Source organism: Mucilaginibacter sp. P2_A4 (assembly GCF_056405015.1).
Genome location: NZ_JBFUCX010000003.1, coordinates 284,435 through 309,717 on the forward strand (window position 1 = coordinate 284,435; position 25,283 = coordinate 309,717).

The 25,283-nt window shown below is 46.2% G+C and carries 28 protein-coding genes; 24 read left to right on the forward strand and 4 right to left on the reverse strand.

Annotated elements, in window-relative coordinates:
• Positions 1–23: 23 nt before the first annotated feature.
• Entirely contained in the window at positions 24–1,454 is a 1,431-nt protein-coding gene (locus AC1DYB_RS07805; RefSeq protein WP_477433787.1) for a TlpA family protein disulfide reductase, read from the reverse strand.
• Between the two features lie 479 nt (positions 1,455–1,933).
• Between AC1DYB_RS07805 and AC1DYB_RS07810 the strand changes: the two genes are divergently transcribed.
• The 4 genes from AC1DYB_RS07810 (at position 1,934) to AC1DYB_RS07825 (ending at position 7,541) form a co-directional block, all read left to right on the forward strand.
• Positions 1,934–2,170, forward strand: coding sequence for a helix-turn-helix domain-containing protein (locus AC1DYB_RS07810; protein WP_477433789.1), 237 nt, complete (start codon positions 1,934–1,936; stop codon positions 2,168–2,170).
• A gap of 171 nt (positions 2,171–2,341) precedes the next feature.
• The gene (locus tag AC1DYB_RS07815) at positions 2,342–2,518 is read left to right on the forward strand and encodes a hypothetical protein (protein ID WP_477433791.1); all 177 of its coding nucleotides are present in this window, start codon (positions 2,342–2,344) and stop codon (positions 2,516–2,518) included.
• A 243-nt stretch (positions 2,519–2,761) separates the two neighbouring features.
• A complete protein-coding gene (locus AC1DYB_RS07820) occupies positions 2,762–4,318 on the forward strand; it encodes a SulP family inorganic anion transporter (RefSeq protein ID WP_477433793.1) in 1,557 nt (518 codons plus the stop codon).
• 175 nt (positions 4,319–4,493) lie between these two features.
• On the forward strand, positions 4,494–7,541 hold the full coding sequence (locus AC1DYB_RS07825; protein WP_477433795.1) for a thiopeptide-type bacteriocin biosynthesis protein: 3,048 nt from the start codon (positions 4,494–4,496) through the stop codon (positions 7,539–7,541).
• Between the two features lie 5 nt (positions 7,542–7,546).
• On the opposite strand, the gene AC1DYB_RS07830 is transcribed toward AC1DYB_RS07825, so the two are convergent.
• A complete protein-coding gene (locus AC1DYB_RS07830) occupies positions 7,547–8,278 on the reverse strand; it encodes a LytR/AlgR family response regulator transcription factor (protein ID WP_477433797.1) in 732 nt (243 codons plus the stop codon).
• Positions 8,275–9,333 carry a sensor histidine kinase gene (locus AC1DYB_RS07835; RefSeq protein ID WP_477433799.1) on the reverse strand — a complete coding sequence of 353 codons (1,059 nt, stop codon included), beginning with the start codon at positions 9,331–9,333 and terminating at the stop codon, positions 8,275–8,277. The genes AC1DYB_RS07830 and AC1DYB_RS07835 overlap by 4 nt, the downstream gene beginning before the upstream one ends.
• Before the next feature lie 132 nt (positions 9,334–9,465).
• Between AC1DYB_RS07835 and AC1DYB_RS07840 the strand changes: the two genes are divergently transcribed.
• From AC1DYB_RS07840 to AC1DYB_RS07930, 19 genes are all read left to right on the forward strand, one after another.
• Positions 9,466–9,645 (forward strand): hypothetical protein, encoded by a 180-nt coding sequence (locus AC1DYB_RS07840; RefSeq protein ID WP_477433801.1) that lies wholly within the window; start codon positions 9,466–9,468, stop codon positions 9,643–9,645.
• Positions 9,646–9,656: 11 nt separating this feature from the next.
• Positions 9,657–10,898, forward strand: coding sequence for a hypothetical protein (locus tag AC1DYB_RS07845; protein ID WP_477433803.1), 1,242 nt, complete (start codon positions 9,657–9,659; stop codon positions 10,896–10,898).
• Positions 10,899–10,996: 98 nt separating this feature from the next.
• The gene (locus tag AC1DYB_RS07850) at positions 10,997–11,848 is read left to right on the forward strand and encodes an RteC domain-containing protein (protein WP_477433805.1); all 852 of its coding nucleotides are present in this window, start codon (positions 10,997–10,999) and stop codon (positions 11,846–11,848) included.
• Between the two features lie 158 nt (positions 11,849–12,006).
• Positions 12,007–12,546: a hypothetical protein gene (locus tag AC1DYB_RS07855; protein ID WP_477433807.1), complete on the forward strand. Its 540-nt coding sequence runs from the start codon at positions 12,007–12,009 to the stop codon at positions 12,544–12,546.
• A gap of 11 nt (positions 12,547–12,557) precedes the next feature.
• Positions 12,558–12,905, forward strand: a complete 348-nt coding sequence (locus tag AC1DYB_RS07860; RefSeq protein WP_477433809.1) for a DUF4134 domain-containing protein — start codon at positions 12,558–12,560, stop codon at positions 12,903–12,905.
• Positions 12,902–13,237 carry a DUF4133 domain-containing protein gene (locus AC1DYB_RS07865; protein WP_477433811.1) on the forward strand — a complete coding sequence of 112 codons (336 nt, stop codon included), beginning with the start codon at positions 12,902–12,904 and terminating at the stop codon, positions 13,235–13,237. The genes AC1DYB_RS07860 and AC1DYB_RS07865 overlap by 4 nt, the downstream gene beginning before the upstream one ends.
• Complete coding sequence (locus AC1DYB_RS07870; protein ID WP_477433813.1) at positions 13,224–15,671, forward strand: TraG family conjugative transposon ATPase; 2,448 nt, start codon at positions 13,224–13,226, stop codon at positions 15,669–15,671. The genes AC1DYB_RS07865 and AC1DYB_RS07870 overlap by 14 nt, the downstream gene beginning before the upstream one ends.
• A gap of 32 nt (positions 15,672–15,703) precedes the next feature.
• A complete protein-coding gene (locus AC1DYB_RS07875) occupies positions 15,704–15,952 on the forward strand; it encodes a hypothetical protein (RefSeq protein ID WP_477433815.1) in 249 nt (82 codons plus the stop codon).
• Positions 15,953–16,079: 127 nt separating this feature from the next.
• Complete coding sequence (locus AC1DYB_RS07880; RefSeq protein ID WP_477433817.1) at positions 16,080–16,763, forward strand: conjugal transfer protein TraI; 684 nt, start codon at positions 16,080–16,082, stop codon at positions 16,761–16,763.
• Entirely contained in the window at positions 16,717–17,388 is a 672-nt protein-coding gene (locus tag AC1DYB_RS07885) for a hypothetical protein (protein ID WP_477433819.1), read from the forward strand. The genes AC1DYB_RS07880 and AC1DYB_RS07885 overlap by 47 nt, the downstream gene beginning before the upstream one ends.
• Complete coding sequence (locus AC1DYB_RS07890) at positions 17,375–18,007, forward strand: TerB family tellurite resistance protein (protein ID WP_477433821.1); 633 nt, start codon at positions 17,375–17,377, stop codon at positions 18,005–18,007. Before AC1DYB_RS07885 ends, AC1DYB_RS07890 begins: the two co-directional genes overlap by 14 nt.
• 2 nt (positions 18,008–18,009) lie before the next feature.
• A complete protein-coding gene (gene traJ / locus AC1DYB_RS07895; RefSeq protein WP_477433823.1) occupies positions 18,010–19,134 on the forward strand; it encodes a conjugative transposon protein TraJ in 1,125 nt (374 codons plus the stop codon).
• Between the two features lie 53 nt (positions 19,135–19,187).
• A complete protein-coding gene (gene traK, locus AC1DYB_RS07900) occupies positions 19,188–19,796 on the forward strand; it encodes a conjugative transposon protein TraK (protein WP_477433825.1) in 609 nt (202 codons plus the stop codon).
• A complete protein-coding gene (locus AC1DYB_RS07905; protein ID WP_477433827.1) occupies positions 19,793–19,984 on the forward strand; it encodes a hypothetical protein in 192 nt (63 codons plus the stop codon). The genes traK and AC1DYB_RS07905 overlap by 4 nt, the downstream gene beginning before the upstream one ends.
• 2 nt (positions 19,985–19,986) lie before the next feature.
• Positions 19,987–21,084, forward strand: a complete 1,098-nt coding sequence (gene traM / locus AC1DYB_RS07910) for a conjugative transposon protein TraM (RefSeq protein ID WP_477433829.1) — start codon at positions 19,987–19,989, stop codon at positions 21,082–21,084.
• A gap of 16 nt (positions 21,085–21,100) precedes the next feature.
• Positions 21,101–21,880: a hypothetical protein gene (locus tag AC1DYB_RS07915; RefSeq protein WP_477433831.1), complete on the forward strand. Its 780-nt coding sequence runs from the start codon at positions 21,101–21,103 to the stop codon at positions 21,878–21,880.
• 534 nt (positions 21,881–22,414) lie between these two features.
• Complete coding sequence (locus tag AC1DYB_RS07920; protein WP_477433833.1) at positions 22,415–23,014, forward strand: hypothetical protein; 600 nt, start codon at positions 22,415–22,417, stop codon at positions 23,012–23,014.
• Positions 23,015–23,077: 63 nt separating this feature from the next.
• Complete coding sequence (locus AC1DYB_RS07925) at positions 23,078–23,245, forward strand: hypothetical protein (protein WP_477433835.1); 168 nt, start codon at positions 23,078–23,080, stop codon at positions 23,243–23,245.
• A 141-nt stretch (positions 23,246–23,386) separates the two neighbouring features.
• On the forward strand, positions 23,387–24,451 hold the full coding sequence (locus tag AC1DYB_RS07930) for a DUF932 domain-containing protein (RefSeq protein ID WP_477433837.1): 1,065 nt from the start codon (positions 23,387–23,389) through the stop codon (positions 24,449–24,451).
• Between the two features lie 25 nt (positions 24,452–24,476).
• On the opposite strand, the gene AC1DYB_RS07935 is transcribed toward AC1DYB_RS07930, so the two are convergent.
• A complete protein-coding gene (locus AC1DYB_RS07935; RefSeq protein WP_477433839.1) occupies positions 24,477–24,689 on the reverse strand; it encodes a hypothetical protein in 213 nt (70 codons plus the stop codon).
• Between the two features lie 194 nt (positions 24,690–24,883).
• On the opposite strand from AC1DYB_RS07935, the gene AC1DYB_RS07940 reads away from it, so the two are divergent.
• Positions 24,884–25,261 carry a hypothetical protein gene (locus AC1DYB_RS07940; RefSeq protein ID WP_477433841.1) on the forward strand — a complete coding sequence of 126 codons (378 nt, stop codon included), beginning with the start codon at positions 24,884–24,886 and terminating at the stop codon, positions 25,259–25,261.
• Positions 25,262–25,283: the final 22 nt, after the last annotated feature.

Here is a 25,283-nt window from a genome sequence, read left to right on the forward strand (position 1 = left end):
AGTTTGGGGTTTATCAGGTCGTATTAATAGGTTAATGGCTCGGACCGGTTATATTCGGCCGGGAGCGGCACGATCAGAAATTGTTTACGCTTAATTTTCTTATAGGCCAGATAGACACCACTGCGCTTTAGGGTTTGGTTCATTTCAGAAAGAGGTATCGTTGCTTTTTGAAAAGCGGCGCTTATACGGAGGTGCTTTCCTGAATTATCGATTAGCAATAATTGACCATTACTGCCCTTCAGCCATTCGATAAATGCAGCCGGGGACAGGTTGGCGATTTTCAGTGTCTTTATATCCAATGATATCTGGATATCAGTTGCAAGTTCCTCAACATGATTAATCGCGGAAAGCGGGCTGAGTATAAGTGCCATCGTGTCCTTTTCTACCATCGTGGTCCTGACTTGAAAAAAACGATCAAGGTCTTGGTGGATGCTTTCTCTCGCCAGCAATACGGATGTTCCGGGCAGGTCAAGCTCGTAACAATAAAAATGACTCGTCATATTGCTGTCAACAGCAGTTGGATCAAATGCTAATTGATCGGCGGCCCTGTCGATAATCTGATCGTTCTCCATGAATTGAAGCTCTTTAAAAGCCAGCGTATACAACCGTCTTGGATTGCCATTTGTGGATTTGATCCGGATGAACTGGTGTAGGGAATCTTTTTTTAAACTGGATTCTGAAGGCAAACCTTTGAGGTAGCCTGTAATGATTGACCGATACCGGAAGAGGCTGTCGTTCCCTCCGTTATGATTGACCAGTAATGGTTTTCGGGAGTTGTAATCCATCGCGTCCACTTTCATAACGCCGGTCATTTTTGTCCCGTTTAATTGTTTACTGATCGTTTCGGCTGTGATCTGCCATGCTTCCGTGAAACCTATGACCTTTCCCGCTTCATCAACCCATACATCATGCGGTAACATGCGATGGGGAAAGATCTTTTGCAGTACCGTGTCCTCAACCACTGAAGGGAGTTTTAAACCCCGCAGAAATTTATTGGATTGCTGGAAGGCAAGGATCTTTTCAGTCTTTTCATAAGTTACGGGCAGGATTATTGCCCGGTCCTTAAATTGTTGCTGGAGAGAATCGAGCCGAGGCATCGACGAAATACAGGCCCCGCAGGAAGTAGCCCAGAAATCCAGGATAAGCAATTTGCCTTTGAAGTCAGATAGCTTCGCGGATTTTCTGGGATAATTGATCAGCTTGCTGATCAACACATCAGGAACCTGATCCCCTATCTTTAATCCTTGCTGTTGCCTCAACTGGGCATTGCAGGCCGGTTGCCAGAATAACAGCAAGGCTAGCATCAGCAAAATGATCACGCCCAGCATATAGGCTCCTGCATAAGGATGGGGTATTGCCTTGGGATCAAATACTTCATTATCAGTGTGTTTATTTAATTTTTGTTGTTTTCCAAAAGGCCATAGTATGGCAGGGAAGCGAATTTTAAGCTTCATTTCGTTTCAGTTAAAGTGAATTTTGCAAACTAGAAAGACCCAACAGCGCGCAGGCGGTTGGTTATGAGTTTTTATAACTCATTCCGGGGGGCAAATCACTAAAGAAAGAATGTTCCTGACAGTTTGCATACCAATTACAATTAAGGTATAGAACACTGTAAGATGAGTCGGCAGCCATCGTAATGAAAGTAAGGCGTGGAACTCAACTTACCGTCATAGAGGTCGTAGGAGACCCGGGTACAATAAGTGAGCCCACGCCTATGGCATGGGCATTCCACTTATCATCTCGTGCCCTTTGAAATTTCCTACGTTTCTATGACGAGAATCAAGCGAATGCTTCGTTTGTTTAAATGAAGTACCGCAAAAATATGTAATAATTATTTACAGCCCTTTAGCATATAAATAACTAAATTAATAAATATTAATTTGTATGTCAATAGTCCTACAAAAATAATTGTGTTTTACACCATTTTTCTCAAATGAGCAAAACAAGGGATGAAAAAACACTTATAGCCTTTGGAAAAAACCTTCAAACAATTCGGAAAGCCCAAAAAATTAGCTTGAGGAAGCTCGAAATATTATCAGAAGTTGATTATAGCGAGATACATAGAGTTGAAAAGGGTAAAAGAAACCCTTCATTAACGATAATTCTTGCTTTGGCTAGAGCAATGAAGATAGATCCGTGTGATTTAATAAAGTTTCCAGATATATCTTAATGATCAATCTTTATTTCTCTGAACGATATTAACCCTGATATTTTTCGAAAATACTTTGGCCGGCTTTTTATATAAAAGTCGGCTTTATCTGTTATGTACACCTGCGTTATTTCTCGATCAATTTTCATAGCTTCGCGAACCAATTATCAATGCCATCTCTTGCTTTTTCACATGGCTCATAAGCTTTTTTTATTTGTTTTATCTCCTGTTCTGCAATTAACTGTCCGGGGAATGGCCGGCTTTGAAGGCACACACAGTTTTGGTTTGTACGCTTTAATTGCGATGCTGCTGATTTGTATAGTCATTTGGATTATGACCAGTGATAAAGACGCGTCTGATAAAGATTAGTTGAGTGCCGGGCCTGAACTGGATTCATTGCTTAAAACCGGATTAGCCCTTTTGGTGCTAATCGCTATATTGATATTTTTCGGTAATTAGCTAAAAATGTTAATTTTGAGCCATGATAGGTTTCCTGTTTATTGTAAAATTGCTAACACCGCCCTGAGTTTTAAAGCGGAACTCATCTCTTCATATACCTGTTCGTCCTGGATTGGTAATCACGTTTTATTTTTTACACGTTAACACTTAGGTATGAAACCTTATTTAGGCCTTTTTGACTTTTCACAAAAAATCAACTATAAGAATGAAATACTGGCAGGCTTAACAGTTGCCATGACCATGATGCCGGAATCTTTGTCTTTTGCTATCCTGGCTGGATTTCCACCATTAGTTGGCTTATATGCTGCATTTATCATGGGTTTGGTGACTTCCGTATTCGGAGGGCGCCCCGGATTGATTTCCGGTGGTGCCGGTGCGACGGTAGTCGTGCTTATCGCACTGATGAAATCGAACGGATTGGATTATGTATTTGCAGCAGTCGTACTTGCAGGTGCCATTCAAATCTTGATCGGCTTATTAAAGCTGGGGAAATTTATTCGTCTGGTGCCTCAGCCTGTCATGTATGGCTTTGTGAACGGACTTGCGGTAATCATTTTCATGGCGCAGCTGGAACAGTTCAAAACAGTTGCAGGGGGACACGAAACCTGGCTTTCCGGCGCTCCTTTGATGATTATGGCCGGATTAGTCGCCTTAACCATCGGTATCGTTGTTGTCTTGCCCCGAATTACCAAAGCTGTTCCGCCCTCCCTTGTAGCTATTATTGTTGTTTTTCTTATCGTTCTGATTTTCAATATACCGACAAGAACGGTACGGGATATCGCTGCCGTAAGTGGCGGCTTTCCGCCATTACATATCCCTTCGGTTACATTTAACCTGGAAACACTGAAAATTACTTTTCCTTATGCGCTCATCATGGCAGGTGTCGCTTTAACAGAGGGGCTGCTTACGTTAAACCTTGTTGATGAAATGACCGGTACGCGCGGAAACAGCAACAGGGAATGTATAGCGCAGGGCAGCGCAAATATCATCAACGGTTTTTTCTTTGGGATGGGTGGATGCCCCATGATCGCGCAAACACTGGTCAATCTTTCCGCCGGGGCCCGGGCAAGGCTGTCTGGTATAATTGCTTCGCTTACCATTTTGGCAATCATCTTGTTCGGTGCTCCGGTCATTGAACGCGTACCTATGGCAGCTTTAACCGGCGTGATGATCATGGTAGCGATAGGAACCTTTGAATGGATAAGCTTCCGGATTATCAATAAGATGCCGAAACAGGATGTATTTGTTGGGATACTGGTGGCGCTGATCACCATCTGGTTGCATAATCTGGCATTGGCTGTGCTGATCGGTGTGATTATCTCCGCATTGGTTTTTGCATGGGAAAGCGCCAAACGTATCAGGGCCAGAAAGTACCTCGATGATGCCGGGGTTAAACATTATGAATTATACGGGCCATTATTCTTTGGCTCGGTAACGGCTTTTAATGAAAAGTTTGATATAAGGAACGATCCTTACGAAGTGGTTATTAATTTTAAGGAAAGCAGGGTATCGGATATGTCAGCTATAGAGGCCCTAAATAAACTCACAGAGCGTTATCAGCAGGCCGGTAAAAAATTGCACCTGAAACACCTGAGTGAAGATTGCCGCCTGCTGTTAAAAAACGCCGCCGGAATTATTGAGGTAAACATTATCGAAGACCCAAGCTACTATATCGCTACCGACAGCATCAAAAGAGCAGCCCGGCCTTAATTAGCTGATGGGTCTAACGGTTAGCTGGGCGACCAGCTATAGCTCAGGGCCCTCGGGGCCTGTATTTTGGCTTCCCGAAGCCAAACATTTCTTCAGTTGATCGTTATAGATAATAACGTGACGCCTGTTTGGATAGGGCTCGCCGTTGTTCTGGCTATTTAAACTGGAGGTTGCTATGGATGAATATGAGTTCTTGGATGATTTGGTGCTCCGGACGCCATTGTTCAGCTATCGGGATTATCATTTGAACGGTCTCCCTGATATTGTCAATAATGAATCTTTCAAAGCCGCGCTTTTTTTGGCGAATCCCTCATTATACCAATTGGTGGCAGCTAAGAATTTTGAGTGGGTGAACCTCAGTACTAAAGAAAAACTGACTGTTTCCCGTTACTATAACCGGATGTGTTACCGGCCCACTCCTTTCGGCGCCTTTGCGGCGTTTTATGCGGCCAAATGGGGCAAAGTTAGCACCAAGGGAATGCGCATCACTAGCGACAACAGCTTGCATCTGTGGCTGGACCAGGAAATTTCTTACCAGCTGGCGAACGCTTTAGCAGATCAAAACGCCGAAAAACAATTGTATATCCTCAATCCAACGATCTATATGATTGACCGGGAAATGCGATTTGTAAAAACGATCATCGGCGATCAGCCCAAATTTGAATTTTCCATAGAATCAATGGATAAAAACCGGCTGATAGTCGCCTTGATGGATTTTATACGGCCGGAACCAAGGCCCGCATCAGCTATTGCCGGACTGATATGTCAGATGACAGGATGCGAACAAGATGCTGCCCGGGAGTATGTTGATTTTATGATCGACGCGCAGCTCATCAGATCCCTGTGGGATGGTAATATCTCCGGGGAGGACCGGCTGGCCCGCGTCCTGAAGGATGAGTGGGTAGCGGAATCGCCCCTAAAAGAAGAGCTGGCCGGGCTATACCGGGCTTTAAATGACACCCATAGCTTAGATGCAGGTGTGTTTCAGCGGATAAACGTACATATCAACAAATTGTTGGCAGAGACCGGCAATGATAGATCGATACAGGTTTTCTATGCAGGTTTGGAAGGCCGCATTCAGGAAGGCCATCTGGATGACCATTTTCAACAGGATATCAGGGGCGCATTAAAGGCTTTGTCATTATTGGTAGAAGGTACCCGTCCTGCCGGTTTAAAGCAATTTATCGCTGATTTTAAAAGCCGTTACGACCGGCAACGTGTTCCGCTGTTACAGGCGCTTGACCCCGAATTCGGCATTGGCTACGGCGGGGCATTCAGCAATAAAACAGGGGCCGATCTGTTAAAGGATATCAGGTTTAACAACGTTCAAAATCAACAGCAAACAGTTGATTGGACGATTGCGCATCGCTTATTATTTCGAAAATGGACTGAAAATACGATAGCTGGCTCGCCACTCGTTATCAGTGAACATGATCTTTCGGAATTGCAGGCCGCTATACATGATGTGCTACTACCTCCTTCTTTTCCCATAATGTTCAGGATATTAGATAACCATGTTTTCCTGGAATCAGGTGGCGGGGCTTCCGCTACTGGCCTGATTGGGCGTTTTACCCTTTGGAGTGATGAGTTGATGAGGGTAGCCAGGCGTATTGCGGACCTTGAACAAGCGGCAAACCCGGAAATCATCTTTGCGGAGATAGGCCAGTTATCCGGGCATCATGTTGATAACATCAGCCGCCGCCAGGTGATCTATCCTTTTGAAATACCCATCAACGTGGTCTCTGTATTGCCACGGGATAAGCAGTTACCCTTAGCTGATCTTGTCCTTTCCGTCCGGAATGATGAACTCATACTGGAGTCACAGCGTTTAAACCGCAGGGTAATACCCAGGATGAGTTCTGCCTTCAATTATAACCACAATGAGCTTGCCATATTTCGTTTATTAGGTGATCTGCAATACCAGGGTGTGCAGGCTAACCTTACCCTGGATATGGAAAAACTTTTTCCCGGTATGGACTTCTATCCCAGGGTAAATTATCAAAATACGATCCTGTCCCTGGCAAAATGGTATCTCAACAAAAAGCAGGTCGATTATCTCAAGGAGGGTGGCCTAAAAGACTTCCCTGTTCGTTTAAAGGAAATCAGGCAGCAATTACAGTTGCCGGAAACCGTTGCCATAACGCGGTATGACCAGCAGATTGTTTTTAACCTGTCCACCAAACAGGATCAGTTATTTTTTTGGGACTGTATCCGGGGAACCGAACAACTATTGTTACAGGAGTACCCGATCGCTGAGGAAACATCCGTCTGTAATTCTGTCGGAAAGCCGCTAACCGGGCAGTACATCGCCTTTTTGTACAAGAATAAGGCAGTGTACAATCACAACGTTATTCCAGTGAAGCCTTCGCTTGCCAAAGTGAAGCGTGACTATATGCTGGGGAGTCAATGGGTTTATTTGAAGATTTATTGTCATCCCGGCAGCACCAACCACCTGCTCGTGCAAAAGATACTCCCCCGGATTCGGGCCTGGGAGCCGCGGCACCTCTTATCCTGGTTCTTTATACGGTACATTGATTCAGGGCACCATATCCGTTTGCGGCTGAGGGTTGAAGAAGGTGCCCTTGAGCTCATACTTCGGGAGTTAAAGGCGGATTTAAGCGGTGCGTTTCGTTTTCAGCTGATCCGTGAATACCAGGCGGACACCTACCGGCGGGAACTGGAGCGGTACGGTGCCGATATTATTGAACAGGTAGAGGATCTTTTTTGTGTAAGCAGCGAACTTATTGTTGCTTTTATCCGGCGAAGCCTGGCTAAAGGTTTCATGTTTTCTTATCATAGCCTCGCATTTGTGACGGTTTGCAGCATGGTAGAGGCATGCTGGGTGTTATTGGAGGACCAGATTCTCTTTTTACAACAAATGTCAGGTTCTTTTTACGCTGAATTTTCTACCGATAAATTACTCCGGGTTGACCTGGACCGGAAGTATCGCAGCATCAAAAGCGAAATCTCCGGCCTCTTGAAAAATGACCGGTATTTCAGGGCGCTTAGGATCATGAAATGGGCAGATTGTTTCCGGTTAACTCAAAACCGGTTACTGGCCGCCGCTGAAGCATTTGCTGCTGACCGGAAAACGCAGCTTTTGGCGGATCTGATCCATATGCACCTGAACCGGCTTTTTACCGAAAAGCAGCGAAACCAGGAACTGGTCATATATTATTGCCTGTATAAATATAAATTGACTGAACAGGCGCTAAGGAAATGAATCCGTCAATATTTCCTTTTCGTCTTGACCAGTAAAAACTTCATTCTTTCCAGGAATGGCTCTTTAAATGCCCGCCCGATGCTGATCGTTTTATCATTGACCAGCGTTACTTGTCCGGGTTCCACCGTCCTGATCTTTTTATCGTTGATCAGGAAGGAATGATGTATTCTTGAAAACTTGTACCGGGATAAAAAATCGGTGACCTCCGTCATGGTCAGGTAGGCCATAATCCGGCCTGAATGAAGATGGATCTGAACATAATTCTGAGCGGCTTCCACAAAAACAATATCGCTGATCGCTATTTTGACCATTTTTCCTTTGGTTTCTGTGGAAATGAAGAAAAAGTCATCTTCCGTAGGCGGGGTAGGTTTTCGTGCTGAAACGGCTCTTTTAGCCTTCTGGATGCTTTTTAGAAAACGTTCATAACTGACCGGTTTGAGCAGGTAATCAAAAGCCTCCTTTTCGAATGCTTCTACCGCGTATTCAGGAAATGAAGTGGTGAAAATAATTTCTGTATGCAGCTTGGCCAGCCCGGCGAACTCCATGCCCGATAGTTCGGGCATATCAACGTCCAGGAAGGTTAAGGCCGGGGAATCCGTTCGGATAACCTCGTTTAAGGCGGTGACAGGGTTGGTTGCATACCCGATCAGCTCCAATCCATCCGTTTGTTCTATATACTGCCGAAGTATTTTAACCGAATGATGTTCATCATCCACGATATAACAAGTTAATCTCATAACTGCATCTTTAATTCCAACTCATAGCTTTCTTCTTCTTCATAAATATTTAGTTTAAATTGATGCGGATAACTGTACTCTAATCGTTTAATCGTGTTCTCAATGCCGATTGTTCTGATTCTCCGCCTTCCTGTTTGATTTTTTTTCAGGTTCCAGCTGTGAAAGGTTAGTTCCTGCCGCTGGGATATGCTGATATATAACATGGCTTTTTTTTCCGGCCGCTTCAGGTTGCCGTGTTTGAAAATATTTTCTGTAAGGGAAAGCAGCACAAGCGGAATGATCCGGCAACCTGCTGTATCGCCCGTTACTTTCATGTCTAGCTGCAAATCAAATTCGAAGCGGTGCCGGTTCAGGATAATAAAGTTATCGATCTGCTCCAGTTCCGTGTTCAGCTCCTTTTTACCATCAGGCCCGGGCTCCAGCATCGTATAATGCATGATTTCCGAAAGTAACATTACACATTTTGCTGCGTCCTTGGAGTATTCGTAAAAGGTATTATGGATGAAGCTGAGGCTGTTAAAAAGGAAATGCGGATTGATCTGGTGATGGAGGTAGGCATTTTGCGCAGCAACCAGGTCCCTTTCCAGCACCGCCCGCTCTTTTTCTAACTCAAGTCTGTCCTCGTTAATAACATGCTCATGTTGCTGGTATGCTATTAACCGTAACACAGACCAGTATAAGATACTGATACCCAGAAAATATAAACCCCGCCATAGATTAAGTACCAGATATTTTATCGGATGATCCCAGTGTACATGAACAAGATGCTTTTTCCAGTCAGTTAGCTCATCCAGTGAAACCTTGATCAGCAGATAAATCATCATCTCCCCCAGGATCAGAAGGAAAGCCTTCAAGTAAGGATTTCGGCTCTTACCAAACGCATAGGGCAGGATAATAATTGAAGTGACGTAAAATAAGCTGATATTCAGCGCATAATAAATCAGGTAATCCATAAGGCGCTTAACCGTTCCTGTCGTAATGTAAATTACACCGATCTCGTATAAGGCAAAAACCAGCCAGCCTAAAATATGCCATATAACATCTTTCTTTTTCATCCTTCATTTTTTTAACCGGAATCTGTCGCCGAATTGTCATCTGATGTTTTCTGTCGCAGGCAAATGGTCGTCGGTGTAACAAATTAATCCTGAAGCTAAGGGACTCGATATTTTGCTTAAAAGTTAATAATTATGAAGCACTTATCAGTAAAAAATTTGAAAAAGAGAGCGAATACCATATTTAAATACGGCTCCGCTATCAACCTTTCCGGGGTAGAAACGGAAACAGGGAACGACCCGACAAACACTACCGTAACGGTGTTAACCACAACCAGCCATGTTTTCATGGCCAATGAGAAAGGCCGGATATAAAAGACCGGGCAATGGAATTACCAATTAAATGGCATCGTATTTTGCTGAAGGACGAACTAAAAACATTACAGGAAATGGCGGCAGCGTTTCTTGCAGAAGATCAGGTGCCTGGGGGCACTTCCCCACAACAGCCGGAAGAGCAACACCTGGCAATGGTGACGGAAATCCGGCGGGTCAAGATGGCATGGAGCGCGCTTTTGTCTTCGTCCGTAAAGGACTACGTATTAAAAAGGCACGTTACCTACCATCAAACCTTGCTGGTTGATCTTTCGGACCGGCTGTTCGTTTGGCTGACCAATAAGGGGCAATCCCATGTATCGGATTTTTCCCAAGGGGAGTTCGCTCCGGCACAGTTATTACTTGACTGTCTATTGAAATTGCTTGCTTTTCTCGAACAATATTTTGAAGCCTATTTCAATAGCGCAGGCAAGTTACCGGCAGCACTTGTAGGGGATGCTTTAACCGAGATCGGCGGGCACACAGCCGCCATAGTTCAGGTCCTGGATGATCAGGGTATCGAAGAATTGCTGAAACAGTGTTTGACTGACTACCTGGAAATGCTCCCGCAGGAAAGCTACCGGTCAAAATTGAATTTCCGTACCGCTCATTATGTCAGGGATATGGCCCAGTTTTTAAACCCGGCTCACCGGAATTATCGGGAGGGTGACTGGAACAGCATCATTACGGATAGCCTGCTATACCTCAATTTTAATTTTCCGGGCTTCTTGGCCTGGTACCGGGAGAAAATCAATCGGAAAATCAGTACGCTCACGACTAGCGAAGAGCGCCTGCTGTTCCTGATCGAAGAATTGGTCAGGATAAAAACAAGCCCGGTAATGCTGTCGGTCGCTTGTGAGCTTTCGCTGCCTCCGCTTGCCGAATTATTGGAAAACTGCCTGAACGAAATGATCAAAAAGGAAAGCGGAAGATATTTTCCAAGGGAGCCGGAAGATTCAGAAAAGAAACTTGGCTTATCCTTGTCGGTTACGCAGCTATCCCTGTTCATCCGGCTGCTTTACGAAGAGGGTTTCTTTACCCTGAAAAATATAACCGCCATTCTGCGGTTTACCGCTAAACATTTTACGACCAAACGGCAGGAGCATATTTCCGCTGTAAATATGGGCAGGACTTACTACGGTACGGATCAGTTCACCGCGGCAGCGGTAAAGGATCTGCTGATCAGGATGCTGGCCCGCCTCAACAGGATGTTTTTTCCCTTGATCGCTTTAACTATTATTTTATGGACCTCTTAATCGGAATCGTATGATTTGAAATATTACCAACTGGTTCTGTTTGATACACTTATTGCCTGTGATGGGTGGCGGATCCGGGATAACTCATATTTTATGTTATGATCCTGAAATATAGTGAACGTTTGTACGAGGACCTCAACAGGGAACTGACAAATCTGAAATTAGATGAAAAACCGGTATTCAAAAGACTTGAACTATCCATACTAACCTGTATCCGTACATTGACTAAACTGAAAACGTTCTTTAAGGAAAATGGTCCGTGGACCAAAGCCGAAGAGATCGAGTTTTTCAAAAAGGTCAAACCCAAATTCAAATCCCTCCTCATCTTTCACCAGCAGGTGCTCAATATCGAAAGCCGCAGGCCTGTAGGTGACACACAAGCGGTTAGCGATTATTACCTCAATGAGCTTAAAGTGCTTACGCATTATTTTGATAGCCACATGTCTTTTTATCAGTATGTCCGGACAGAGGCCACGCATTTCGATGAGCAGTATTTTGTCAGGGATGTTTACCATATCCATCTGAATCCCTATGAAGGTATTGTGGACTTTGACACTTCTTTTAATACGAGTCACGACAGCCAGGTTGCTCATATCCTGGCTAACGAAATGATCCTGGCTTATTTGGAAAAACAAATACTGGGTGCAAATAACAAAGAGAATTCCGACCTGAAGACGTTTATGGAAGAGGAACTCGTAACCTGGACCCAGGCCAACACCGCCCTCGTGGAAAACATCTATGGCTGGTACGAAACCAAAGCCCTCAACCACGGCAAGCTCTCGCTGACCCGTATTTCGAGGTATATGGAAAAAGTCTTTCATGTCAAACTCGACGACTTTTTCGACACCTGGGGCTATATTTCTGACCGAGCCAATAAAACCATTTATATGGACGAAATGAAAGTAGGCATATTAAACAGGATCAGCCAGAAACTCGGGATTCGGAAATAGGCGATCAATGACTCACAAAGCGGCTCAGGCCGCTTTTTTTATGCATAAATATTAAAAAAAGCTTATCCGACGTAGGATAGCGTCGGATAAGGCGCGGATTTTAACCGGGCAATTTTGTCTCAACAACCGCAATGCAGCGGTTGGGTTAAATCATAGTCATGATCATACATTGCACATGGACACAGTATGGCATCACGGCCGGGGCCTGCTGCCTGCTGTACTACCTGCTGGTTTTGGGACGCTATTACCGGCAGGAGATCACTGTTTTTTTTCACCGGGAGAAACCGGAGCCGTCCCCCGGTACAAAGGCCGCTGTTCCCGCTGTATTTGGGCAGGTCCGATCAGACGATACGGAAATGGCGGTGATCTCCGCCGATGAACTTGCTTTTGCGGATAACGACGGCGGGGACGAGCCTTTAAGGGAGCCAATGCCCGATAAAGTATTCCTGCTTGGCGGCCTGGCCGATTTTCAGCAGGAACTGAAAACGCTGGTCCGTATCACGATTGAATCGCAGGATACCAGGGAAAATTTCCTTGACCTGCTACAGCTGGTTGCTTCCGGTTATCAACCGCTGGCCGATCAGCAATACATCGGGCCGATCACGGCGATGCTACTCGAAAACAGCGGTGACTTTCCCTTCGAACTGAGGGAGGCCGACATCCGGGAGGCCTTAATCAACACATCCTTTAACGATTAAAAAACACATTCATGAACAATCAATTTGTAACTCCCCGAAAAAGAATACTGGCCAAAGTCTGGCTGCTGGCTCTAACGCTCACCGTATACCAAATGCTGCTGATGGTTTTTGACGCCCGGGCCCAGGATGGCAATTCCGGTATTCAACAGGCCACCACGATGGTCAAAGGCTATTTTGACACCGGTTGTAACCTGATGTATGCCATAGGCGCGGTCGTCGGCATTGTAGGAGCCGTTAAGGTCTACCAAAAATGGAATGCCGGGGAACCGGATACCAGTAAAGTAGCAGCCTCCTGGTTTGGATCCTGTATCTTTTTGGTAGTGGTCGCCACCGTCATCAAATCATTTTTCGGATTATGAGCAGCGTCTATTTCATCAATAAGGGCATTAATAAAAGTATTGAGTTCCGCGGTTTGCGGGCTCAATACATTGCCTACCTCGCCATCGGGCTGGTTGGCTTACTGATCTTGTTTGTCGTCCTCTACATTTTGGGCGTTAATGCCTATGTCTGCCTTGCCCTCATAGCTGGATTGGGTGTCGCATTAGTGACCTGCACCTTTAGGCTTAGTCATAAATATGGCAAATATGGCCTGATGAAGAAACGGGCCCGACGCAGCCTGCCGAATTGCCTCAAATCCCGCTCACGGAAACTATTCATTCACCTTAAAGCCAAAACCCATGATCAACATTGAAAAGATACTTCCCATTTATCAGGTGGAGCATGATGCCTTGCTGTCTGCTTACGGTGATATCACGATCGTGTATGAGGTTGCACAACCCGACATTTTCACGCTTTCGGGTAACGACTATGAAAATTATCACCAATCCTGGATAAGGGCAGCCAGGGTATTTGGAAAATATACGATCCTGCATAAAAAAGATATATACCAGCGCAACACTTACAGGGCCGACAAGGCGAACCGTAGCTTTTTATCCGCAGCCGCTGACCGTTACTTTACAGGCCGGACCTGTCTTGATCATCATTGTTATATCCTGGTTACCAAAATGGCAACAGATCGCAAAGCGGCCAGCAGTTCCTATTCCGGCCTGATGCGTAAAAGTATTGTCCCCAGGCAGACCATCGACTCCGGGCTGTTTCCCGAATTCCTGGAAAAGGTGGGGCAGTTCGAGCGCATCCTGTCCGACAGTGGTTTCGTCACCTTACGCAGGCTTGGTGATGATGAACTGGCAGGTACGATGGATCATGCCGGGATACTGGAGCAGTATTGCTTCCTTTTAGGTCCCGGTGAAAGGCCAATGATCAGGGATGTGCAGTTCAAAGAGGGCTTGCAGATAGGTGACCTATATGGTCAGGTATTTACACTAAGCGATGTAGAAGACCTGCCATCGATGTGCGGGAGCCGTATCGATTATGATAAGTTCAGTACCGATCAGAGCCGTTTTCCTATCGGTTTTGTGGCCAGGCTTAACCTGTTACTGGACTGCGACCATGAATACAACCAATATGTTTTTATCGAAGACGCGCAAAAAACACTCAAGGCTTTGGAAGCAAAAAAGCGCCGCCTGCAATCGCTCTCTGCTTACAGCCGGGAAAATGCCATCGCACGTGACGCCACCAATGATTTTCTGAACGAAGCCATCAGCCAGGGTCGCCTGCCGGTTCGCGCTCATTTCAATGTGATCGCCTGGACGAGGGAAAAAGAGCACCTCCAGGATATTAAAAACCTGGTGGGTTCTGCGATGGCGCAGATCGGCGCCACAGCCAAGCAGGAAACAGCAGGTGCACCACAAATATGGTGGGCCGGGATCCCGGGCAATGCCGCTGATTTTCCGATGAACGATACTTTCGACACTTTTTTAGAACAGGCCACCTGCTTCCTGAACCTCGAAAGTAATTATAAAAGCGACCCGGTTGAAACAGGAATCCGCTTCTGCGACCGATTCGGCAGGCCGGTCTATGTTGACCTGTATGATGCGCCCCGAAAATCGGGAATTACCAGTAACATGGGCACACTGGTATGCGGCACATCAGGAGGTGGGAAATCAATGACGGTCAACCATATCCTGCGCACCATGCATGACCAGGGCGCACACAGTGTGATCGTGGATATCGGCGGCAGCTATAAAGGCTTATGCGAACTTGTCGGGGGCTATTATTTCACCTATGAGGAGCAAAACCCGATTAGCTTCAATCCCTTCTTCCTGTCTGCCGGGCAAATATTGGACACCGAAAAAAAGGAAAGCTTGAAAGCGCTGTTGATCGCCTTATGGAAGCAGGAGAATGAAAGTTTTAACCGGAGCGAGTATGTCGCTTTATCAAACGCCTTGCAGGGTTATTACCGGCACCTGCTGGGTGACTCCTCCGTGTTTCCGTGTTTTAATACATTTTATGATTACCTCGAAAACCACTACACGGAAGTATTAAAAGATCAGCGGGTAAAAGACCGGGATTTTGACATAGACAGTTTCCTGTATGTATTAAGGCCTTTTTATACCGGTGGCGAATTTGACTACCTGCTCAATGCTACCGAAAACCTGGACCTGCTGAACCAACCCTTTGTGGTCATTGAACTGGATCAGATTAAGGATCACCCCATCCTGTTTCCGGTGGTGACGCTCATCGTCATGGAGCTTTTCCTATCCAAAATGCGCAAACTGCACGGGGTGAGAAAAGTGCTTTGTATTGATGAGGCCTGGAAAGCGATTGCTAAGTCTGGGATGGCCGAATTTCTGAAATATGCCTTTAAGACCATCCGGAAATTCAACGGAGTGCCCATCGTGATCACCCAGGAGCTGGATGATCTCATCAATTCGCCGGTCATCAAAGACGCCATCATCAATAATGCCGACATCAAGATTATGATGGACATGCGCAAGTTCATGCACAAGTTTGATAAGCTACAAGATACACTTGGCGCTTCAGATAAAGCAAAGACGATGATGCTTTCCGTCAATAAGGACAACCGGGAGATCAGCATCGACATCGGCGGCCAGGTCGTCAGGGTTTACAAAAATGAGCTCTGCCCGGAGGAATATTATGCCTTTACCACAGAGGGTAAAGAACGGGTGAAGGTTCGTGAATATGCCGCAACATATGGCAGTATGGAAAAAGGCATCACCGCACTGGTTAACGACGAACAGCGGATCAACCTGGAGAACCCATAAAATACAACGCCATAAACTAAACAATCCATATTATGAAAACAAGAATCATCATGGCGGGATTGGCATCAATCTTTGCCGCCTGCAATCCGTCCGCAAAAACCACGGATTTTATTCCTGGTACTTATGTCAATCATGCGGAAAGTGCCTACAGTGTCGCCAATGACACACTGGCCATCTCCGCGGACCGGGATGATGCCAACAGCTATCATATTGTCCGCCGCACAGGTTTCTGGCGGAAAAAGAAAGGCAGATACTGCAGTACCAGGTTAAAACCTTTATAGGAATATGGTCTGAGCAACAGCAAACCTTACAGTTTAGCCCAAACGGCGTCCTGATCCTGTTCCACCCGGATAAGAATGAGTTGAGCATCGAAAACAGTACTTATTTAAAATTAAAAAAATGAACCTCATGAGATTTTATAAGATCGTCCTGCCCATCAGTATGGCGGTGATACTCATTGCCTTGCCGGAAAAAAAAGCGGAAGCCCAGTTGGTGATCACGGAAGTGCTCAACCAGACCGTTGGTAAGATCATTCGCGCCATTGACCTCGGCGTGCAAAGGGCGCAGAATAAAACGATCTGGTTGCAAAACGCCCAAAAGGTGATCGAAACCCAGCTTAACCAGCTTAAGCTGACCGAGATTGCCGGGATCGGCCAGCAGCAAAAAGACCTGTTCAGCAATTATTACCAGGAGCTATATCAGGTCAAGTCCATCATCAGCGGTTACCGTCAGGTAAAAAATATCACGCTCAGGCAGGCCGCCTTGGTCAAAGAATATCAGCGTGCCTGGGGCATGACGCAGCAGGACGATCATTTCTCAGCCGCTGAATTACAACATATATCTGCCGTATATACCGGGATACTGCAGGCCAGCATCAAAAACCTGGATGAGCTCATGGTCGTGATCAATTCCTTCCGGACCCAAATGAGCGATGGCGAACGCATGGAACTCATTGATCGCATTGCCGCAAGAATCGACGGGAACTACAATGACCTTAAACAATTTAATAACCAGAACATCCTGTTAAGCCTCGGGAGGTCGCGCAATGCACAGGATGTTCAAAGCCTCAAAAATCTTTATGGGATCAATTAAAAAAGCATGGACCCTCATTTTTCTTGTTGCTTCCTGCCTGCGGCTTTCGGCGCAGTCTTTCAGCTTCGGCGACCTGTTCGGACAGGCCGGCAAGCTGCAAAAAAACTACCTGGCCCAGATCGCAGCTTACCGGTTGTTTGAATCGGAATTAAAGCAGGGTTACAACGTCATCAGGCATGGCCTCGGCGGTATCCGGGATATCAATACGGCAGAGTTGAATGCCCACAGCAGCTACTACCAATCACTTGTACAGGTGAACAGCGCCCTAAAAGATGATCCGCGCCTTGCTGAAATACCGCAATGGCAGCGCGAAATCAACGGGAGTTTTAACCAACCGGTCAAGGGGCTGACCGGTGATGAGCAGGCCTACCGGGCTAATGTAAAAACCGCGGTGCTCAAAGGATGTAATGACGACCTGACCGACCTGCAACACCTGATGCAGGAAGGTGATCTGCAAATGACTGACGACGAGCGGCTGCAACGCCTGGCGAAGATCCATGCTTCCATGCTGGATAAATACGAGTTTACCCAGCGCTTCATCGCCACTGCCCGGCTCCTGGTTGCGCAGCGGCAGCATGAAATTAACGACACACAAACTTTAATAAAACTATATGAAAACCATTAGATCACTTTTTGCAATGGCGGTGCTCTTGATCATGACAACTACCGCTAACAGGGCACGGGCGCAAAGTTCCGACCTGATCCAGTTGATACTGGATATAGAAAAGCTAACACAGCTTAAAAGTATCCTGACTGATATGAAAACCGGTTACGACATCATCAATGGGGGGTATAACCAGGTTAAACAGATCGCCAGCGGGAATTTCAGTATCCATTCCGTGTTTCTCAACGGCCTTTTAGCCGTAAACCCCGGGATTGCCAAATATGGACGCGTAGCGGATATTGTCCTAGATCAGGCTACCATAGTCAGCGAATACAGCCGCTATTACCGGTACTTTAAAAATGGTGGAAATTTCAACCCTGATGAGATCGGCTATATGGCGAATGTCTACAGCCAGCTCCTACAGGAAAGCCTCAGCAATCTCGACCAACTAACCAGCATCCTGGCGGCAGGCAAGCTGCGCATGAGCGATGACGAGCGTATCAAAGCCATCGACAGGATTTACACGGCGACCGCTGACCAGCTGCAATTTCTGCGGCATTTCAACCGGCAGGCCAACGTATTGGCGGTAGAACGCCAAAAAGAACAGCATGAAATAACCGTAACACAAAAACTCTATTGACCATGGATAACCTTACAGGCCTGCAGGCCACCCTACAACAGGTCTATGACCAGATGCTGCCGCTTTGCGGTTCCCTGATCGGAACTGCGCAAGGATTAGCCGGACTGGCGGCGTTGTTATACATCGCCGTGCGGGTATGGCGCCACATCGCCGCCGCCGAACCCATCGATTTTTTTCCTTTACTGCGACCATTTGCCTTGGGTATTGCGATCCTCTTGTTTCCCGCTGTTATCGCCGTGATGAACGGTGTGCTGCAACCGGTTGTTAGCACAACCAATAATATGGTGCAAAACAGCAACCAGGCTATCGCCCTGCTGTTACAGCAAAAAGCCGAAGCAGTAAAGAAGACGGATGCCTGGCAAATGTTTGTCGGTTCTGACGGTGAGGGCGACCGGGACAAATGGTATAAATATACCCATCCCAAGGACCCGGGTGATACAGGAGAGGGGATATTAGGCAGCATCGGCAACGATATGAAATTCGCAATGGCCAAAGCGTCCTACAACTTCCGCAATAGTATCAAGGAGTGGATGTCTGAAATTTTGCAACTGCTATATGAAGCGGCCGCGCTTTGCATCAACACCATCCGCACCTTCCAGCTCATCGTCCTGGCTATCTTAGGGCCTTTAGTATTTGGAATTGCGGTCTTTGACGGTTTTCAGCATACCTTGACCGTATGGATGGCGCGGTATATCAATGTATTCCTGTGGCTGCCCGTCGCCAACATCTTTGGCAGCATTATCGGAAAAGTTCAGCAGAATATGATCCAGCTGGACATTTCGCAAATTCAAAGCTCCGGGGATACTTTCTTTTCCAGCACGGATACCTGCTATTTGATTTTTTTACTGATCGGCATTGTCGGCTATTTTACCGTACCCGGCACTGCCAATTATATCGTTCATGCAGGTGGCGGCAACGCTTTGCTGCACAAGGTAAATACCCTGGTCATTAGCTCTTCACGGTCGGCTGGCAGCATCATTTCCGGCGGTATGACGGCCGATGCTTACGGTAACCAGCGGGAAAATGTCAGCCAGGGTATGGCAGCCACCGCGATGACCGGGGGCTATTTTAAAGACAAGGACGATAACGGCAGCAACTACCAGAAAGATAAATTATCCGGTAAATAATCAATTATTAACCATTTAAACGCTTCCGCCCAGGGCGGAGATTGGGGGCCCTTATGTTTACACAAACCAAAAACATCGATACTGTAGCTAAACTAAACAGACGTTTTAACATCCTGCTCATGCTGGTTACCGCCGCTGTTTTATGCTTCGGTATCTATAAAAGTTATGATTTCGCCGACCGCGCGCAAAACCGGGTGCGTATCCTCTACAATGGGAAAGTGCTCGAAACTTTGCTTTCAGACCGCAAACATTCCCGGCCGGTTGAATTACGCGACCATATCAGGACTTTTCATGAGGACTTTTTTAACCTGCTGCCGGACGATAAACAGATACAGGCCAACATTGCCAAGGCTTTGTATCTGGCCGACGAGAGCGCCAAACGTCAATATGACGACCTGCGGGAGAAAGGCTATTACGCCAACCTCATCGCGGGTAATATCAGCCAGCAGATCAGCGTGGACAGCACGGTACTGGACCTTGATCAGCTACCATACGCTTTTACCTGCTATGCTACCGAAAAGTTGGTGCGGGCAACCAATACCGTGACGCGTAAACTCGTCACGAAAGGCAGGGTCCGGGAGCTCAGTACCGAAACCGACAATAACCCGCATGGCTTTCTGATCGAACGCTGGGAGATCGTCAATAACACCGACCAGCCATGAAGAAAATCACCAGCGATACTTTGGCCAGGCCCATCGCGGATCAGATCATCCGCTTACAAACGCGTGTAGCCAATAACCTCAACCACAGAACACAGCATTGGAACAAGGCATCCAAACTGGTCGCCTTAGCATCATTCGTCATGATTTTTGGCGGCCTGAGCATTTATTTAATCATTAAATCAATTTAACTATGGAACCACAACATTCAATTCAGTTTTTGCGGACACGCAGATTCCTGCTTATCCTGCCCCTGATGGTCTTACCGTTTTTGAGCCTGGCTTTTTATGCAGCTGGCGGGGGACGGGGAAGCAAAGCGGCTGACCCGTTAGAAAAAAACCGGGGATTAAATACCAGCCTGCCGGCCGCGGCATTTGGCAAGCATGAAAAGCCCAAGGATAAAATGGGGTTTTACGACCAGGCCAAACTGGATTCCGCCAAAGAACATTCTTACAGCAATAATCCTTTGTTGCAGGAAATGGGGATCAAAAAGGACAAGGCAAACATCCCTGACATCAGGTCTTCTGGTTTGCCTGCAAGTCAACCCGATGTCCGCCAGATCAATCAAAAACTGGCGGCTATTGACCGGCAGATCAGCCGGCCCGCTATACCATCCGTACCGGCAGCGGCGCTGAACCAGCCGGTTGAAAATAAACAGCTCACCGAGCAGGTAAACCGGCTGGAAACGATGATGAGATCCATGAAAGCGGATACGGGGCCAGACCCGGAGATGCAGCAATTGAGCAAAATGCTTGAACAGATCCAGGACATCCAGCGCCCCGAAACCCCTAAACACGATCATCAAGCCGATTCGGCAGGGACGAATCCCTTTAAAGCTATTCCTGCGGCTATAGATGGCAATCAGAAGATCAGGCAGTCGGGGGCTGTCAGGCTTTGCTTAAATGATACGGTCACCATTAAAGGGCAATTGATTCCTAAAGGAACTCCCGTGTACGGTACAGCCAATATGATCAACCAGCGCCTGCTGATCATTATTAAAAATATCCGGCTGGGTCAGTCCATTATACCGGCTGATCTAACCGTGTACTACATGGACGGGATGCCCGGAGTACCTGCACCGGAGGCTGAATTGGGCGAAGCTGCGGGTAACGGTGCCGGCAATGCCCTGCAAGGGATGCAGTTCCTTAGTATGGATCAGTCTCTGGCTACGCAGGCCGCCGCAGGCGGCATCAATGCCGCTAAGGGGCTGTTCAGCAAAAAAGTCAGGCGCATCACCGTTCATCTCAAAAACGGCGATGCCGTACTGCTACGCAATAACCAGATTCGTTAACCTTAAATAATAGACCATGAATACCGAAAATTTAGATTTCCTGAAAAACAACCTGTTGAACCTGGGCTTCGGCGATAAGGTCAACGCGGAAATGGAGAAACAGATCAAAGCCAAAGTCCCCGAGTTTAGCCTCAGCACGGAACAAACTTACAACCAGAAGAAAATGGATTATACCCTCCATTTTAAAGCTGGCGATCAGCATGACATGTATTTTTTCAACCGCTACGATGCCTCGCTCAAAAATGAAGCCGATCCCACTAAAGACCGGATGCAGACCCTGTATATCAATAAAGGCAACGGCATTACGGCTAAGGAAGCTTTTAATTTATTGGAGGGACGGGCTGTCGAAAAGAAACTGTACAATAAAGAAAGTGAGCCATACATCGCCTGGCTTAAACTTGATTTCAAGGACACCGACGATCGCGGTAACCATAAACTGCTTAAATTTGGCGAAGGCTATGGCTACGACCTGGAGAAAACACTGGCTCAATACCCGATCAAACAACTGGGAGATCAGCAGCAAAAGGAGGAATTACTGCGCTCCCTGAAAAAAGGGAATGCACAGCAGGTCACGATAGAAAAAGACGGGCAAAGCCAAAAGTATTACCTGGCCGCCGAACCCCAGTATAAACAGGTCAACGTTTATGATCAGAACCTGAAAAGCGTCAGGCGTGAATCCCTCAAACAGGATAACACCCAGGACCAAAGCCAGGCCAAAAGCAACAAGCAAAACCAAAAACAGCAACCGGACGATCAGCCCCGGAAGCAACAGTCTCGCAAACAAAAGGTCCATTGACCACAAGCCCCGAAAGGGGCTTGTTTGTTTCAGGCTGTTGCGGTCTGCCCCGTATGATTTATCAGCCTCTCCTTAACCGGGACAGGATAAAGGCGCAGTAAAAACCGCTTCGCTCATTTGCTCCATTACATTCCGTTCATTCCCTCAGCCATTTTTACTGCTTTAGGCAAAAGCCTTCCTGCCGTATCCCCAATCACCGCCTGGTATCCCCGATCCGGCAGGCAGGCATTTGCTTTTCGTAAAGACATCATTACAGGAAGACCTTCATTTTTTCAAAAGAAGGAAAAAAAGGCAGCCAAGTTGTGCCTTTAGAGATGCGATTGCTGCAACAACAGCAAAAAGCTTCCGGCATAATGGCGCCTGTTATTTTTTTTGGCGCGCCACCCTGCGGGACTTATTCCTTTTCCTTTTTGCCTATGTCAGGCACCTTGTATTGCTTTCTTTTTTTCCTTTTTCTTTTGAAAAAAAGCTTTTAAGGGAAAGGGTTGAAAGAGAAAAGAATAAACAGATTTTTTAACACTTAATTTTTTAACCATGCAAAACGCAGAAAAAAATGCAAAGGAAGTACAAGTTGTTGCTGCCGGTGCCAAAGGAACAAATCCCGCAAAAACTGAAAACCGCCCCAACATTCCGGGCAAAGCCAAAAATGATGAACCCACTCAAAATCAAAACCCCGGCACTGCGCCGGAAGCTGCGAAAGCCAATGGTGCCGAAGTTAAGACCGTTCAGCCCGCTGCCGGCAATAACCAACCCCTTAACGGTACAGCCGCAGCCGAGAAACAGGAACTGAGCGGTTCGGAGCCGAAAGCAGAAGTGAAGTACATCAAACCAGTGATGAACTTAGAACAAACTATTAAAACCGTGAACGACCTGCACCGCAGGAGTATTCAGCGATTGGCCCTGATTGCCCGCATCAAATTACTCGAAGATTTTGAGGTGAAACTGGTGGAAGAAAACGACGAACTGGAAAGCAACCCTTATCAGGGCTGCAAACTGATCATTAAAGATGACAAGGGCAGGGATTTTACCACCAATACGCCCGGCCTTATCCGCATGGTGGCGCAATTTATTTTTGATGCCTGCCATGAAAAACTGGCGGAGATCGAAGCCAATATCGTGCTTCCAAATGCTTAAAGGCTGATGCTCCCGGCTGTTGCCGGGAGCATTTTTTAAGGTTTACCAAAAATAGGAATTAAGATGTACGAGCAATTTATCGAACTGACCGACCAAATATTTTGGGACGGTTACGCTGCAAAACTGGCAGAGGAAAACCCGGCCAAATTCAGATTTGAATTCAACGAGTTCTTAAATACTTACGAAAATGATGACAGACAAAATGTTTTTACTGGTGAAAATTACGATTAGCACCGGGCACCGGGACATACACCATGCCATAGCGGAACTACAGGCGAACACCCGGCTATCCGTTAGCAGCACCCGAAATGTAAAGGTCCTGAAAACAGAAATTATGAAACTAAAAACAAGGAAACACTAAAAATTTAAGCGATGGCACACCATATCAATTTTAATGAAAAGACAGGAAGGCACAGCTTTATGAGCGTGAAGGAAAAAGCCTGGCATAATTTAGGGCAGATTGTTGACCGCTACCCCACGAGCAGCGAGGCGATACAATTTGCCGGTTTGGATTATATTGTTGAAAAACGCCCGTTATTTACCTACGATACCAATAACCATTTGTGGAATAATGGCGAAGCCATTCCCGAAATAGCCGTACCGAATTATTACGCCACAGTACGCGCCGACACGGAACAGGTATTGGGCGTCGTGGGTAATGATTATGAAGTCGTACAAAACCGGGATGCGTTCAGCTTTTTTGATGCCATCGTTGGTGGCGGAGACGGTATTCTTTATGAAACAGCCGGAGCTTTAGGGCAGGCAGGTACGCGTATATTTATTACAGCCAAACTGCCAGGTTATATCCGGGTAGGAAAGAATGATCTGATTGAGAAATATATTTTTCTGACCACCTCCCATGATGGGTATGGCAGTATAACCGCCGCCTTTACGCCCACAAGGATTTGCTGCAACAATACACTTCATGCCGCCTTAAATAATATGACCAACTGTGTAAAGATACGCCATACCCAAACCGCTCAGGAGCGGTTGACTCAGGCGCATAAGGTTATGGGCATATCCAATAGTCTTTCCAATAAGTTAGACGATATATTTAATCGCTGGGCGCATGTCCGGATCAACGATAAAGAGGTGTTGCGACTGGTGCAACAGGCGATGGCGCCCAGTAAGGAAGTATTACAAAAGGTGCTGGATGAGAATATAGACGAATATTCCAGCCAATTTTTGAACACGGTAGAAAAAGTATGTGAATTTGCTTTCAGCCATCCCACCCAGCAGACCGATACGACGAGAGGGACCCTTTTTGGTGCGTATAATGCGATCAGCGGTTACCTGCAAAATGTCAGGTCCTACAAAACCGAAGATGCCAAACTTAAATCCATCCTTTTTGGCAATGGCTTTAATAAAATTCAATCGGCGTTCGATCTCTGCGGGGAATTTGAAAAGCGGGGCAGGACGGTTTTTGAAAGAAATTGACATAAGGGGCGATGAGCCCCTTTTTCTATGGTTCAAAATTCCCGGACGCTACTTTTCTTTCTTTCAGTCGCCGGAAAGAAAAGTAGCAAAAGAAAGAGGCTTCAAATAGGAAGAATATCGCTTTGATACCAGGATTCAATGATTTGAAAACCGGGCCTACATAGTTCCATGCCCCGGAAACCGCCTTTAATGCCTGCAAAATATCCGGCCCGCTGTTGGTGAGATCTGGTATCCGCAAAGATTAAAACGTATATTATTTAAAATCTGCCAGCCATAAATCAGATTTTTATACGCTTGTAAACAATTATAATCTCAATTCGGAGTTTATATTAGGTTGAATCAGCTGGAATGCTCAAAAACCTGAAACTTTTCGAAGTCCGGGCTATGATAACTCAGCGTCTTTCAAAAAGGTATAACAGTTTGTCCAAAAGAATGAGTAAGTACAGGTCAAATGGCGTTTTTAAGGACTGGGTGATGTTTTTTCTGCTCATCTACCTTTTTTACTCATTTACCAATTTGTTTTTCATACCCAATTATAATACGGCAACTGCTGCCATGCTACCCGCGCATGGAATAAGAAGACAAACCATACAGCTCCATCACGATGCATTTGGGTTTATTAACGTTGCCGAGAAATCTATCATAGATGATGACCTGCTGAATTTTATCAAATCAGCTCCCGTTTTATTCCTGATCGCGTTCTTCGGGTATCGTTTTCTTCGTATGGAGAAACGATCCATAGCACCCCTCCGGTCCATATTAACCGACTCGCAGCACGCCTACCTTTCTTTTGGTATTTTGAGAATTTGATGCGTAATCAAAATTGATTTTC